The organism is Aeromonas rivuli (genome assembly GCF_000820045.1).
GTDB classification, from domain to species: domain Bacteria; phylum Pseudomonadota; class Gammaproteobacteria; order Enterobacterales; family Aeromonadaceae; genus Aeromonas; species Aeromonas rivuli.
In genome coordinates this window covers 480,199-494,091 of sequence record NZ_CDBJ01000027.1, presented here as the reverse complement: position 1 = coordinate 494,091, position 13,893 = coordinate 480,199, and the positions used below count along the sequence as shown (strand labels likewise).

The window sequence follows — 13,893 nt, the reverse complement described above, 5'->3', positions numbered from 1 at the left end:
TCAGGCTGCGTAGAAGTCCACGGCCGAGTTGACCACGGGGGCGACGATGGCGGCGCGGATCACGAAGTCACCGAAGCATTCCCCCGGGTTGCGCTCCTTGGCCCAGCGGCCGATCAGGGCATCCAGTTCGGCCAGGATCTGCGGCTCAGTGATGTTCTCCTGATACATGCGCGGGATCCGGGTCCCTTCCAGATTGCCGCCCAGGTAGAGGTTGTAGCGACCGGGGGCCTTGCCCACCAGTCCCACCTCCGCCAGCATGGCGCGCCCGCAACCATTCGGGCAGCCGGTGACCCGGAAGATGATGGCGTCATCGGCCAGGCCGTGCTTGCCGAGCAAGGCTTCGATGTCGGTGACGAAGGCGGGCAGCATGCGTTCGGCTTCCGCCATCGCCAGCGGGCAGGTGGGCAGGGCCACACAGGCCATGGACTGCTTGCGCTGCTCGCTCACCCCATCGTCCAGCAGGCCGTATTGGCGAGCCAGGGCTTCGATCCGTGACTTCTCGCTGGCGGGCACCCCGGCGATGATCAGGTTCTGGTTGGCGGTCAGGCGGAAATCCCCCTGATGCACGCGGGAAATCTCCAGCATCCCGGTCTTGAGCGGCTTGCCTGGGAAGTCCAGCAGGCGGCCATTCTCGATAAAGAGGGTCAGGTGGTGCTTGCCGTCTATGCCCTCAACCCAACCGAAGCGATCCCCACGGCTGGTGAACTCATAGGGGCGACTGTCGGCGAAGGTGATGCCGGCGCGGCTCTCCACCTCGGCCTTGAACGCCGCCACGCCCACTCGTTCGAGGGTGTATTTGGTCTTGGCGTTCTTGCGGTTGACTCTGTTGCCCCAGTCGCGCTGGGTGCTGACCACGGCGGCCGCCACCTCCAGCACGTGGGAGAGCGGGATAAAGCCGAAGTCGCTCGCCTTGCGTGGATAGGTGCTGGTGTCGCCGTGGGTCATGGCCAGTCCGCCACCGACCAGCACGTTGAAGCCCACCAGCTTGCCGCCTTCGGCAATGGCCACGAAGTTGAGATCGTTGGCATGCACATCGATGTCGTTGTGGGGCGGGATCACCACTGTGGTCTTGAACTTGCGCGGCAGATAGTTGGAGCCGAGGATGGGTTCCTCATCGTCGCCGAGCTTCTCGCCATCGAGCCAGATCTCCACATAGGCGCGGGTCTTGGGCAGCAGGTGTTCGGAGATCTGCTTGGCCCACTCGTAGGCCTCCTGGTGCAGCTCGGATTCGACCGGGTTGCTGGTGCAGAGCACGTTGCGGTTCACATCCCCGGCGGTGGCGATGGAGTCGATGCCGGTGCTGTTGAGGGTCTGGTGCATCAGCTTGATGTCGCGCTTGAGCACCCCGTGGAACTGGAAGGTCTGACGGGTGGTGAGGCGAATGCTGCCATACAGGCTGTGATCTTCGGCGAACTTGTCGATCACCTGCCACTGGGCCGGGGTGATGATGCCACCGGGCAGACGGGCGCGCAGCATGACGTTGTGCAGGGGCTCAAGCTTCTGGGCGGTGCGTTCCGGACGAATGTCGCGGTCATCTTGCTGGTACATGCCATGGAAGCGGATCAGCTGGAAGTTGTCGCCGTTGAAGCCGCCGGTCAGGGGATCCTGCAAATCCTGCTCTATGGTGCCGCGCAGGAAGTTGCTCTCGCGCTTGAGCCGCTCGTTGTCGGACAGCGGCCCTGCAACCGGCCCCGCTTCTTGTGTTGAGATTGTTTGCTTGCTCATCAGTAGACATCCCTTTGGTAACGTTTGGCACGACGCAATTCGCTCAAATACTCTTCTGCTTCTTCACGGCTCTTGTGGCCATGTTGGGCAATCACATCCAGCAGGGCTTCCTGCACATCCTTGGCCATGTGGTTGGCGTCGCCACACACATAGAAGTGGGCACCCGCCTCAAGCCAGGAGAACAACTCTGCACCCTGTTCACGCAATCTGTCTTGCACATAAATCTTGCTGGCCTGATCCCGGCTGAAAGCCAGGGAGATGTTCGACAGCAGGCCGCTCTTCACATAACGCTGCCACTCCAGCTGATAGAGGAAATCCTGGGTGAAGTGGGGGTTGCCGAAGAAGAGCCAGTTTTTACCCGAGGCTCCGATGGCATCACGCTCTTGCAAGAAGGCGCGGAACGGCGCTATGCCGGTGCCCGGGCCCACCATGATGACGGGGGTGGCGGGGTTGGCTGGCAGGCGGAAGTTGTCGTTGTGCTCCACGAAAACCCGCACCTCGGCATCCTCATCCAGCCGATCGGCCAGATAGGAGGAGGCGGCGCCACTGCGCAGGGTGCCATCTTGCTGGGGATAACGGACCACGGCGACGGTGAGGTGCACCTCCTCCTCGACTTCGCTCATGGCGGAGGCGATGGAGTAGAGGCGGGGGGTGAGGGGACGCAGCAGGCCGACCAGCTGTTCCACGCTCAAGGGCGTCGGGAAGCGCTTGAGCACATCGACGACCTGGGCGCTGGCGACCAGGGCGTTGAGCTGAGCCTTGTCACCGGCGATGTCGTGCAGTGCCGCATCGTTGGAGATGGCGGCCAGACCCGTGATAAAGCCGCCATGCAAGCGGGTCAGCTCGAAGTTGCGAGTCAGGGCCGCACGCAGGTTGCCCTGCTCGGTTGGCTCCTCGCCGGACAGGCTGGCCAGGGCCAGCAGTTCGTCCACCAGCGCGGCCTCGTTATCGAACCAGACGCCGAGGGCATCACCGGGTTGATAAGTGATGCCGGACTCTTCGAGGCTTATCTCGATGTGGCGGATATCCTTGGTCGAATCACGGCCGGTGACCTTCTGATTCACAGACAGCCGGGCCGGGAAGGGGTTGGCTTTATCATATTGACTGTGACCGACCGCGCTCTTGACGGCACCGGCCACCGAGCCGACCGGCCCCGCATTCAGGGTCGCGGCGACGGCCGCCAGCGCCTGTTCTGTCCAGGCTTTGGCACCCGCTTCGTAGTCCACATCCAGACCGGCCAGGGGCGCGATACGTTCAGCCCCGGCCTGAGCCAGCCAGCCATCGAAATCCTGGCCGGTCTTGCAGAAGAACTCATAGGAGCTGTCTCCCAGCCCCAGTACGGCAAACTTGACGCCATCGAGCTTGCCGAGCTTGCCCTTCTTGAGCTGCTCGTGGAGATCGACCGCGGGCTCGGGCGGCTCGCCCTCGCCATAGGTGCTGACGACGATCAGCAGGTGGCTCTCTTTCTTGAGCTGCTTGGGCTTGTAGTCGGCCATGGAGATCAGCGTGGTGGGTAATCCCTGTGCCTGGGCCTGTTTCTCGATGGCACTGGCCACTCCTTTGGCATTGCCGGTCTGGGAGCCGTACAAGATAGTCAGGCTGCCACCGGCGCTGGCGGGCAGGACAGGCGCCGCACTGACAGCGCCACCGGCCTGGACCAGACCATAGAGATAACCGCTGACCCAGGTCAGCTGCTGGCTGTTGAGCGTGCCCAGGGCCTGGGTTAGCTGGCGCTGCTGCTCATTGGAGAGGGGAGTTATGTTGGTCAAAGAGTCCGTCAATTGCATCACACAGGTCTTCCATGGTCTGAATTTTGGTCAGATTAAGGCTTGGCATGAATAACAACAAAGAATAAAAATGTCTTTTTTATTCGATTGAGGCATTAAAAAGTGTGAAATCTCCCTTGCAGATCCCTGCCCACAGGAAGGCATGTCTGGGGGAGGGCGATCTTTGTTAGAGTCAGTGCCTTCCATCTGTCTGCCTGGAGCCCCGATGATCCGTCTGTTTCACGTCAATGCTTTCGCCCATGCCCCTTTCACCGGCAACCCCGCCATGGTGGTGCTGAGTCAGGGACTCGATGAAGCCACCATGCAGCGCATGGCCGCCGAGTTCTGCCTCTCCGAGACCGCCTTCCTGGAGGCCATCACAGGGGATCACTATCGACTGCGCTGGTTCACGCCGCAGCTTGAAGTGGATTTGTGCGGCCACGGCACCCTGGCGGCGGCTCATGTGATCTGGGCGCTGGGTTTGGCTCTCCCTGCCCAGCCACTGCGCTTCGATACCCGCAGTGGCTTGCTGACGGCGGTGCAGGCGGAGGGGGGGATCCGGCTCGATTTCCCTGCCATCGCGATGGCGCCGCTGACGCTGGACGCCGCTTACGGTCAGGCGCTCGGGGTCAACCCTCGTCACTGCCTGGCCGCAGGGGCCAAATTTGTACTGGAGTTGGATAGTGAGGCCGAGGTGCGTGCCATCAAAGCCGATTTTCAGGCCCTGCGCGCCCTGCCTGGACGGGGACTCATCGTCACCGCCCCCGGGGAGGATCCGGCGATAGATTTCGTGTCCCGCTACTTTGCCCCCTGGGTCGGGGTGGAGGAAGATCCGGTCACCGGCTCCAACCACTGCGCCCTGGCGCCCTTCTGGGGCAAGCGTCTGGGCAAAACGGAGCTCAGGGCCTATCAGGCTTCAGGGCGGGGTGGTGAGTTGTTACTGCGGCTGGCAGGTGACAGGGTGCAGATGACGGGGCGGGCGCTGATCCTGAGCCGGGGTGAGTGGTTGCTGCCAGTGTGACAAGCCTCAGTGGCTGAGCAAGAGATAGGCTGATCCAACCCATAAAAAACGCCCCGCAGTTGCGGGGCGTTTCGTTGCGCTCAAGGGGCAGGTCAAGCCTGCCAGAGTGCTTACTTCTGTTGCGGGCGCAGGGCCGGGAACAGGATGACGTCGCGGATGGTGTGGCTGTTGGTGAACAGCATCACCAGGCGGTCGATACCTATGCCCTGACCGGCGGTGGGCGGCAGACCGTGTTCCAGCGCGGTCACGAAGTCGGCGTCGTAGAACATGGCTTCGTCGTCACCCGCTTCTTTCTGGTTCACCTGATCCTGGAAACGCTTGGCCTGATCTTCCGCATCGTTGAGCTCGGAGAAGCCGTTGGCCAGCTCGCGGCCACCGATGAAGAACTCGAAGCGGTCGGTCACGTCCGGGTTGGCGTCGTTGCGACGGGCCAGGGGGGAGACAGCGGCCGGGTATTCGGTGATGAAGGTCGGTTGCAGCAGCATGTGTTCCACCGTCTCTTCGAAGATGGCGGTGATCACGTGGCCCAGCTCCCAGCCCTTCATCAGCTCGATGTGCAGACGCTTGGCGACGGCCTTGGCGCTCTCCAGGGTGGCGAGATCTTCCAGGGTGACGCCCTCGGCGTACTTCAGGATGGAGTCCACCATGGTGAGGCGCTGGAACGGCTGACCGAAATCGATGGTCAGGCCCTCTTCACCCTCTTTGGCGTAACGGATCTGGGTGTCACCCAGGATGTCCTGGGCCAGGGTGCGCAGCAGCTCCTCGGTCAGGTCCATCAGATCGATGTAATCGGCATAGGCCATGTAGAACTCGATCATGGTGAACTCGGGGTTGTGACGCACCGAGATCCCTTCGTTACGGAAGTTGCGGTTGATCTCGTAGACGCGCTCGAACCCACCGACCACCAGACGCTTCAGATAGAGCTCGGGGGCGATACGCAGGTACATGTCGATGTCCAGCGCGTTGTGGTGGGTGACGAAGGGACGCGCGGAGGCACCACCGGGGATGACCTGCATCATGGGGGTTTCCACTTCCATGAAGCGCTTCTCATTGAAGAACTTGCGGATGCCGGAGACCACCTGGGTGCGGATCATGAAGGTCTTGCGGGACTCTTCGTTGGCGATCAGATCCAGATAACGCTGGCGGCAGCGCGCCTCCTGATCGGTCAGGCCCTTGTGCTTCTCTGGCAGCGGACGCAGTGCCTTGGTCAGCAGACGAATGGTGGAGACATGCACCGACAACTCGCCAGTCTGGGTCTTGAACAGGGTGCCTTCCACGCCGACGATGTCGCCCAGATCCCACTTCTTGAACTGCTCGTTGTAGAAGCCTTCCGGCAGATCGTCACGGGTCACGTAGATCTGGATCTTGCCAGCCATGTCTTGCAGGGTGGCGAAGGAGGCCTTGCCCATGATGCGGCGGGTCATGATACGACCGGCGATCGACACCCGTTTACCCAGGGCAGTCAGCTCATCGCTGCTCTTGTCGTCGAATTCGGCGTGCAGATCACCGGAGAGGCTGTCACGACGAAAATCGTTGGGGAAGGGGTTGCCCTGGGCGCGCAGGGCGGCCAGCTTGGAGCGACGCTCGGTCATCTCGTTGTTCAGTTCGAGCTGGTTCTCGACTGCCGGAGTGGTGCTTTGTTCAGACATGGTGATTCCTGCTGCGTGTTACAGACCTGATTTCAGGCTGGCTTCGATAAACTTGTCCAGGTCGCCGTCGAGCACCGCTTGGGTGTTACGGGTCTCGACGCCGGTGCGCAGATCCTTGATACGAGCATCATCGAGCACGTAAGAGCGGATCTGGCTGCCCCAGCCGATGTCGGACTTGGTCTCTTCCAGGGCTTGTTTCTCGGCATTCTGCTTCTGAATTTCCAGCTCGTAGAGCTTGGCCTTCAGCTGCTTCATACACTGATCTTTGTTCTTGTGCTGGGAACGGTCGTTCTGGCACTGCACCACCACCCCGGTCGGGATGTGGGTGATCCGCACCGCAGACTCGGTCCGGTTGACGTGCTGACCACCGGCGCCCGAGGCACGGTAGACGTCGATGCGCAGATCGGCCGGGTTGATGTCGATCTCGATGTCATCGTCGATCTCGGGGTAGACGAACACCGAACAGAAGGAGGTGTGGCGGCGGCCACCGGAGTCGAACGGCGATTTACGGACCAGACGGTGCACACCGGTCTCGGTGCGCAGCCAGCCGAAGGCGTACTCGCCGGTGAACTTGACGGTGGCGGACTTGATGCCGGCCACGTCGCCGTCAGAGAGCTCGATCAGCTCCGGCTTGTAGCCGTGGGCGTCGCCCCAGCGCAGGTACATGCGCAGCACCATGTTGGCCCAGTCCTGGGCCTCGGTACCGCCCGAGCCGGACTGGATATCGATGTAGCAGTCGGAGCCGTCGTGCTGACCGGAGAACATGCGGCGGAACTCGAGATCCACCAGCTTGGCTTCCAGCACATCCGCTTCGGCCACGGCTTCGTTGAAGGTCTCTTCATCTTCCCCTTCGACGGCCAGGCTGACCAGCATCTCGACGTCCTCAGCACCTTGTGTCAAGACGTCTATGGTAGTGACCACGTTTTCGAGCGACACGCGCTCCTTGCCCAGCGCCTGTGCGCGCTCGGGTTCATTCCAGACGTCGGGCTGTTCCAGCTCGGCGTTGACCTCTTCTAGACGCTCTTTCTTGGCGTCATAGTCAAAGGTACCCCCTAAGAAGCTCGGTCCTCTCAGACAGCTCCTTAAGCTTGTTTAATACAGGATTGACTTCAAACATCGTGAAAACTCTCGGGGTCGATGTGATTTAAAAACGGGATATTCTAGCCAATTGTGGAAGGAATAAACAGGGTTGCCCGCCCCTCGTGGGACTTGATGGGGCAATTAGTGGTGCATTTTTGCCCATGGGGGTGAAAATTTTAGCGGTACAGGCAGATAAAGGTTCAGATTTTCCCCAGCGCGCCGCTATTAACGTCTGCAAGACAAAGATGTCGACGGCATTAATGGGCACTCTCTCTTCCTGACATAAGAAGCACACATGATGAAAAACCTCTCACTCAAGCAGAAGATACTGTTATCTGTGGTGATCGCTCTCTCCCTGGTGATCCTGCTGCTCTCCTGGCAGAGCTATACCAGCCAGAAGTCCCTGTTGCTGCAAGGCAGTCAGGAACAGGTGCAGCGCTTGGGTAACCAGCAAGCACAGAGTGTCAGCGACTGGCTGAGTGCCCGCCGCGACGTGATCCAGGCACTGGGCAACAAGGCAAGCAGCGAGCCCCTCAATGCCCTGCAGCAGGCCCAGGTCTCCGGCCGTTTCCAGCTCACCTATTTTGGTGAGGGCAATGGCAAGATGAATGACTCGGATCCCTCCATCAACCGCGACGGCTATGACCCTCGCTCCCGTGGCTGGTATCAGGAGGCCATGAGCAAGGGCGGCCTCATCGTCACCAAGCCTTATCTGGACGTGGCTTACAACATTCTGGTGGTCACCCTGGCGCAACCCGCCCAGGGCGGCGTGGTAGGCGGCGATCTCTCCATCGCCGCGCTGGTCGATGACGTTACCAAGATGACCCTGCCGGCAGACGGTTTTGCCATCATGATGCACAAGGACGGCACCGTCATCGCCTACAAGGATGCCGCCAAGGCGATGAAGCCGGCCACCGAGATCGACAACGACTTGACCAATGCCCTGATCGATCAGAGCAAGTCGAGCCAGAGCCTGGTGCCTGCCTACTTTGATAACGAGGGGCGCGACAAGTTGCTGCTGGCGGTGGACGTGCCCGATACCGATTGGGAGCTGGTGCTGGTGCTGGACAAGGCCACCCTGGAGGCGCCGCTCTCCTCCTTGCTGATGACCCAGCTCGCCATGGCGCTGGTGGTGCTGGTGGGCAGCATCCTCGCCATCTCCTGGCTGGTCAGTCTGCTGCTTGGCCCCCTGGCCAAGGTCTCCCAGGCCCTGGCCCGCATCGCCGATGGTAATGGCGATCTGACCCAGCGCATCAAGATAGATGCCAATGATGAGGTGGGTCAGCTGGCCAACAGCTTCAACCGCTTCGTCGGCAGCCAGCATCAGCTGATCGGCCATATCCGCAATCTGGCCCATGAGCTGAATGCCGACGCCGAGCGCAGTCTGGTGACCAGCCAGGCCGCGGTGGAAGAGCTGCAGCGTCAACAGCAGGAGGTGACCATGGTCGCCACCGCCGTCACCGAGATGGCGAGCGCCACCATGGAGATCGCCGGCAACGCCGAGAACACCGCCTCTGCGGCCCAGCAGTCGGCCCAGAGCAGTGAACAGGGCAAGCAGCTCGTGAACCAGACCCGTCAATCCATCAACAGCCTGGCCAGTGAAGTGGGGCAGGCGACCGAAGTGATTGGCGAGCTGAGCCGTCATGCTCAGGCCATCTCCGGCATTCTCTCCACCATCCAGGGCATTGCCGAGCAGACCAACCTGCTGGCGCTCAATGCCGCCATCGAAGCGGCCCGTGCCGGTGAACAGGGTCGTGGTTTCGCCGTGGTGGCGGACGAGGTGCGGGTGTTGTCCCGCCGCACCCAGGACTCCACCCAGGAGATCCAGTCCACCATCGAGACCCTGCAAAAGACCACGGCCCGTGCGGTGAGCCTGATGCAGACCAGCCAGGGGCTGGCGGACAACAGCGTGCAGGATGCCGATGCCGCCGCCGCCGCCCTGGAGGAGATCACCCAGGCGGTCTCCCTCATCTCCGACATGGCGGGCCAGATCGCCACCGCCGCCGAGGAGCAGACTCAGGTGACTGGCGAAATCACCCAGAACACCACGGCCATCAAGGATGTGAGTGACGAGATCACCGCCTCCGCCATGCGCGACCTGGATCAGGCCCATGGCCTCAAGGGTCGGGCCACGGATCTGAGCAAACAGGTGTCGACCTTTATCCTGTAGCGAGGCAGGGTTGGCCCAGTGAGCTGACCCCTGCCGCCGGTGTCATGAAAAAGAGCCCATTCGGGCTCTTTTCTTATCTGGGCGTCAGCCGCTCTGCAAGCCGGTGCCGTGCTGGGTCCCCACCACGAAATGAGATGGCGCCGGGCCTTAGTCGAAGGAGGGGGTCAGCAACTCCGTTTCGCCCGGGGCGACAGCCGATGGAGACGGCTTGCTCAGCTGCAGCAGGAACTGCTGCTGGGGCTGGGGTTTGGCGTAGAGGTACCCCTGCTGGAAGTGCACCTGGCGCTGGCGCAGAAAGTCGGCCTGCTCCTGGGTCTCGACCCCTTCGGCAACCGTATCCAGACCGAGGCGGGTCGCCAGATTGATGGTGTTGTCGAGTATGTGGTGAGAGAGCGCGTCTGTACCGATCATGTCGACGAAGCTCTTGTCGATCTTGAGCAGGTCTATCTGGAATTTTTGCAGATAACTCAGGCTTGAATTGCCTGTGCCAAAGTCATCCAGCGCTATCTTGACCCCTAACTCATGGAGGGCGCCAAACAGCTGCTCGGTGATGAGGGTGGGGGTGATGAGCTCACGCTCGGTCAACTCCAGTACCAGTACCAAGTCTCGGCGCTCGAAGGCGGCCAGGAAGGCCTTGCAATCATCGAGCAGGCTGAGATCCTGGCAGTGGCGGGCGCAGATGTTGAAGCCGAAGTAAAAGTCAGGGGGAAGGAGGTGAACCTTAGGGGCAAGTGCCTGGCTCACCTGCTGCATCAGGCTGCGGGTCATGGGGACGATAAGGCCGCTCTCCTCGGCCAGGGGAATGAAGAGATCCGGGCGGATCAGCCCCTGATGCCTGTGCTGCCAGCGCATCAGTACCTCGCAGCCACGGATGGCCTTGCTCTGGCTATCTATGATGGGTTGCAGATAGGGGATGAACTCCCCGTTGCCGAGGGCGCGCCTGAGTTCCTGGGTCGGGGTGGATATGTGCCACCACCAGCGGTAGACGCTGAGCCCCGTCATGAGTGCCAGCACCAGGCAGAGCAGCAGGGCGGGCCTTTGCTGTTCGAGCAGATATTGATGGAGCTGCGCCTGGCTGAAACCAAAGCGCACGCTATAGGGATAAAGAGTGGAGTCGAGCTGGACGTTATCCCCCATCAGCGGCGGCGGCGGCTCCAGATGTATGACGCCATGGGTGCCAATCCAGCGATCGCCGACCTTGATCAAGGTCTGGGGACCAGTAAGAGTCCAGTCTAGATTGCGGAACAGGTTATAAGGGTCGATAGCGACCTGGACACCCGTACCGCCGAGGTCCAGATGATAGAGAAAGAGTTGAGAATGGCGGCCCAGGGCCGAGCTGGGGAGTAGGCGCAACTGACCCCCTATGTAGCTGTCCCTGTGTTCAGGCACATCGATCTCTTCGAAAATAGAAGAGCAATAAAGGTGGCCATTGCGAGTGAGACTGATAGCGCGAATATAGGGAGAGGCGGCGGCCAGCATGCGCAGTTCTCGCGCGGCCGTCGTGCAGGCGCTGCCCGCCAGGGGAGTGGCCTGCATGGCTATTTCTTTACTGTCTTCCAATACCTGATCGATCTGTTCCACGGCATCAAGGGCTGCGTTGTGAGCCTGTTGACGCAGGTCGGATCGGGTTTGCCAATAAAGCGCGGTGAGTGCGGTGAGTGCGACCAACAGGAGAGACAACAGGCTGTTCAGCAGGCGAGGCTTGTTGCTGCGCATGAAAGAGAGGGGCATAGCCTGACCTTGGTGGAAAATGGCCGCTGAGTTTACTGAGGGGGAGAGGGATAGACCAGTGCATTTCACATTCTACAAATGATAAAAGCGACCATAAGGTCGCTTTTTCAACAAACAAAGCAGGAATCAGAGCTGTTCGATACCAGTGATATGCCAGGGGGCACCGGCCTTGGCCAGGTTGCGCTCCAGGTGCCACACCTCTTTGATATCTTCCTCAACCTGCTCCTGGCGGTCCATGTAGCGGCCGCTGAAGCGCACGCTGACCTGAGCCCAGTCGCTGCCGTGGTCGGCGCGGACCAGCTGGGTATCCACATACATCACTTCGGTATGCTGCTCACCGGTCAGTTCGGCACGCTCTGTGATGAGCTGTTCGAACAACTCCGGGCTCAGATACTCGCGCATCTTCTCCAGATCGTTCTGGTTCCAGGCCTCTTGCAGGGTGCGGTAGTGATCGCGGGCACCGGACAGGAAACCGTTCATGTCAAAGCCCGGCGGCAGACGGAAAGGCACATCGCTGTCGGCAAAGCCGGTCGCCTGGGGGGCGCTGCTGCTCTGCTCGAACTGCTGTGGTGCCTGGGGCTGATAACCTGCCCCGGCATAGGCCGTTCGCTGCTGCTGTGGCATCTGGGCCGCCTTGCTGCGGCGCAGGGCACGGATCAGGAAGAAGGCGCCGAGGGCCAGAGCCGCTATCAGCAACATGTCCATGCCTTGCAGGCCTTCGAAGGCACCGCCACCGAGCAGGGCTGCAAACAGGCCACCGGCCAGCAGGCCGCCGAGCAGGCCACCCATCATGCCGCTCTTCTTGGGAGCCCCTTGGGCGCCCACTGTCGGGTTCTTGCTGTCAACGGGCTTGGCGGCAGGCTGGGCCGGCGCCGTCTTGTAGCTCTTGCCAAAAGATTTACCGCCGCCAAATTTCTTGGCTTCGGCGATGGGTGCCCCCAGGCCAACGGCCAGGATCAAGGCAAACAAGGTCAGCATTTTTTTCATTTTGACGCTTTCACTCTCAGCAATGGATGGGGCATGCCCCGTTAGTGGCAAGGCGCATGGCAAGCTGCCAGTCCCGCTATGTGTCGCAGCTTGTCACTAGGAGTAACACCCCCGGCATGAATTATTCATGAACGAATTTATCAAGGTGCCAGCCTGCCCGAACGGCGATCTCTTGGCAAATCGCGGCGGCCCTGGTCGCTTATCCGGCCCGTGGCCAGATTAGCGCTCGCGGTGGCGGGCTTTCTTTTGTAAAATTCTCGTCCCCTTCCCGCTGCGGTTTTTTAGGTGTATGGCAGAGCAAGTGACGGCGAAAAAAGACGCCAAGACACAACAGCTGAAAGTCCCCCCCCACTCTTTTGAGGCAGAGCAGTCCGTACTGGGCGGCCTGATGCTGGATAACGAGGCCTGGGACAGGGTCGCCGAGCGGGTGATCGACAAGGATTTCTACAGCCGTCCCCATCGGCTGATCTTCCAGGCCATGGCGCGCCTCTCCAATACCGGCAACCCCATCGATCTCATCACCCTGCAGGAGGAGCTGGAGCGCTCCGAGCAGCTGGAAGAGTCGGGAGGTTTTGCCTATCTGGTGGAGATCGCCAAGAATACCCCGAGCGCCGCCAACATCAGCGCCTACGCCGAGATAGTGCGCGAGCGCGCCGTGGTGCGGGAGATGATCTCGGTTGCCAACGAGATAGTCGAAGCGGGTTACGAGCCCCAGGGCCGCACCTCCGGCGATCTGCTCGATCTGGCCGAGAGCAAGGTATTCAAGATTGCCGAGCAGCGCACCAGCGCCAATGAGGGGCCACAGCCGCTCAAGCTCATTCTGGAGCAGACGGTCGACAAGATTGAGGAGCTGTTCAAGACCCCTCACAACGGGGTGACCGGGGTCTCCAGCGGATATGGGGATCTGGACAAGATGACCGCCGGTCTGCAGCGCTCGGATCTGGTGATCGTGGCGGCCCGTCCCTCCATGGGCAAGACTACCTTTGCCATGAACCTGTGTGAGCACGCGGCCCTCACCGCCGACAAGCCGGTGCTCATTTTCTCCCTGGAGATGCCCTCCGAGCAGATCATCATGCGTATGCTCGCCTCGGTCGGGCGCATCGATCAGACCAAGGTGCGAACCGGCCAGCTCGACGACGAGGATTGGGCGCGGCTCTCCTCCACCATGGGGCTGCTGCTCGAGAAGGGCAAGATGTACATAGATGACGCCTCCGGCCTGACCCCGACCGACGTGCGCTCCCGTGCCCGGCGCATCGCCCGCGAGCACGGCGGCCTCTCCATGATCATGATCGACTACCTGCAGCTGATGCGGGTTCCGGCGCTGTCTGACAACCGAACCCTGGAGATCGGTGAAATCTCCCGCTCTCTCAAGGCGCTGGCAAAAGAGCTGCAAGTGCCGGTGGTGGCGCTCTCCCAGCTCAACCGAAGCCTGGAGCAGCGCGCCGACAAGCGGCCGGTCAACTCGGATCTGCGGGAATCGGGCTCCATCGAGCAGGATGCGGATTTGATCATGTTCATCTACCGCGATGAGGTCTATCACGATGACAGCCCCGACAAGGGGGTGGCCGAGATCATCATCGGCAAGCAGCGTAACGGCCCGATAGGCCGTATACGACTCACCTTCCAGGGTCAGTTCTCCCGGTTCGACAACTATGCCGGCCCGGCGTTTGACGATGATTACTAAGGTGATATTGGTTTAGGTATCACCATGTTCGCCCTGACAGGGGATGGCCGAGTCGGTGCTCGTCGCTCCCGTCAGAGCCA

General features: G+C 61.1%; 9 protein-coding genes. 3 read left to right on the top strand and 6 right to left on the bottom strand.

From position 1 onward, the window contains the following. Positions 1-1,725, bottom strand: a complete 1,725-nt coding sequence (cysI, locus tag BN1130_RS06515; RefSeq protein ID WP_042040949.1) for an assimilatory sulfite reductase (NADPH) hemoprotein subunit — start codon at positions 1,723-1,725, stop codon at positions 1-3. Next, a complete protein-coding gene (locus BN1130_RS06510) occupies positions 1,725-3,512 on the bottom strand; it encodes an assimilatory sulfite reductase (NADPH) flavoprotein subunit (RefSeq protein WP_042040948.1) in 1,788 nt (595 codons plus the stop codon). Before BN1130_RS06510 ends, cysI begins: the two co-directional genes overlap by 1 nt. 205 nt (positions 3,513-3,717) lie before the next feature. Between BN1130_RS06510 and BN1130_RS06505 the strand changes: the two genes are divergently transcribed. Beyond that, complete coding sequence (locus BN1130_RS06505; RefSeq protein ID WP_042040947.1) at positions 3,718-4,512, top strand: PhzF family phenazine biosynthesis protein; 795 nt, start codon at positions 3,718-3,720, stop codon at positions 4,510-4,512. A gap of 110 nt (positions 4,513-4,622) precedes the next feature. Here BN1130_RS06505 and lysS read toward each other — a convergent pair whose 3' ends face one another. Further along, positions 4,623-6,161, bottom strand: coding sequence for a lysine--tRNA ligase (lysS, locus tag BN1130_RS06500; protein ID WP_042040946.1), 1,539 nt, complete (start codon positions 6,159-6,161; stop codon positions 4,623-4,625). A gap of 18 nt (positions 6,162-6,179) precedes the next feature. Further along, a protein-coding gene (gene prfB, locus BN1130_RS06495; protein WP_157013917.1) for a peptide chain release factor 2 occupies positions 6,180-7,278 on the bottom strand; the annotation gives its coding sequence in 2 pieces (ribosomal slippage) (positions 6,180-7,202 and positions 7,204-7,278; 1,098 coding nt in all). Positions 7,279-7,539: 261 nt separating this feature from the next. Between prfB and BN1130_RS06490 the strand changes: the two genes are divergently transcribed. Further along, positions 7,540-9,411 (top strand): methyl-accepting chemotaxis protein, encoded by a 1,872-nt coding sequence (locus tag BN1130_RS06490; protein ID WP_042041018.1) that lies wholly within the window; start codon positions 7,540-7,542, stop codon positions 9,409-9,411. 147 nt (positions 9,412-9,558) lie between these two features. Here the strand turns inward: BN1130_RS06490 and BN1130_RS06485 are convergent, their stop codons facing one another. Then, positions 9,559-11,142: an EAL domain-containing protein gene (locus tag BN1130_RS06485; RefSeq protein WP_042040945.1), complete on the bottom strand. Its 1,584-nt coding sequence runs from the start codon at positions 11,140-11,142 to the stop codon at positions 9,559-9,561. 126 nt (positions 11,143-11,268) lie between these two features. Next, on the bottom strand, positions 11,269-12,129 hold the full coding sequence (locus BN1130_RS06480) for a Tim44 domain-containing protein (RefSeq protein WP_042040944.1): 861 nt from the start codon (positions 12,127-12,129) through the stop codon (positions 11,269-11,271). Between the two features lie 289 nt (positions 12,130-12,418). On the opposite strand from BN1130_RS06480, the gene dnaB reads away from it, so the two are divergent. Then, complete coding sequence (gene dnaB / locus BN1130_RS06475; RefSeq protein ID WP_042040943.1) at positions 12,419-13,813, top strand: replicative DNA helicase; 1,395 nt, start codon at positions 12,419-12,421, stop codon at positions 13,811-13,813. Positions 13,814-13,893: the final 80 nt, after the last annotated feature.

Bases quoted from the DNA above. Each gene is read 5' to 3' on its own strand.
- BN1130_RS06485 (WP_042040945.1), bottom strand. From the start codon at position 11,142: ATGCCCCTCTCTTTCATGCGCAGCAACAAGCCTCGCCTGCTGAACAGC.
- BN1130_RS06490 (WP_042041018.1), top strand. From the start codon at position 7,540: ATGAAAAACCTCTCACTCAAGCAGAAGATACTGTTATCTGTGGTGATC.
- BN1130_RS06505 (WP_042040947.1), top strand. From the start codon at position 3,718: ATGATCCGTCTGTTTCACGTCAATGCTTTCGCCCATGCCCCTTTCACC.
- cysI (WP_042040949.1), bottom strand. From the start codon at position 1,725: ATGAGCAAGCAAACAATCTCAACACAAGAAGCGGGGCCGGTTGCAGGG.
- BN1130_RS06480 (WP_042040944.1), bottom strand. From the start codon at position 12,129: ATGAAAAAAATGCTGACCTTGTTTGCCTTGATCCTGGCCGTTGGCCTG.
- dnaB (WP_042040943.1), top strand. From the start codon at position 12,419: ATGGCAGAGCAAGTGACGGCGAAAAAAGACGCCAAGACACAACAGCTG.
- lysS (WP_042040946.1), bottom strand. From the start codon at position 6,161: ATGTCTGAACAAAGCACCACTCCGGCAGTCGAGAACCAGCTCGAACTG.
- BN1130_RS06510 (WP_042040948.1), bottom strand. From the start codon at position 3,512: ATGCAATTGACGGACTCTTTGACCAACATAACTCCCCTCTCCAATGAG.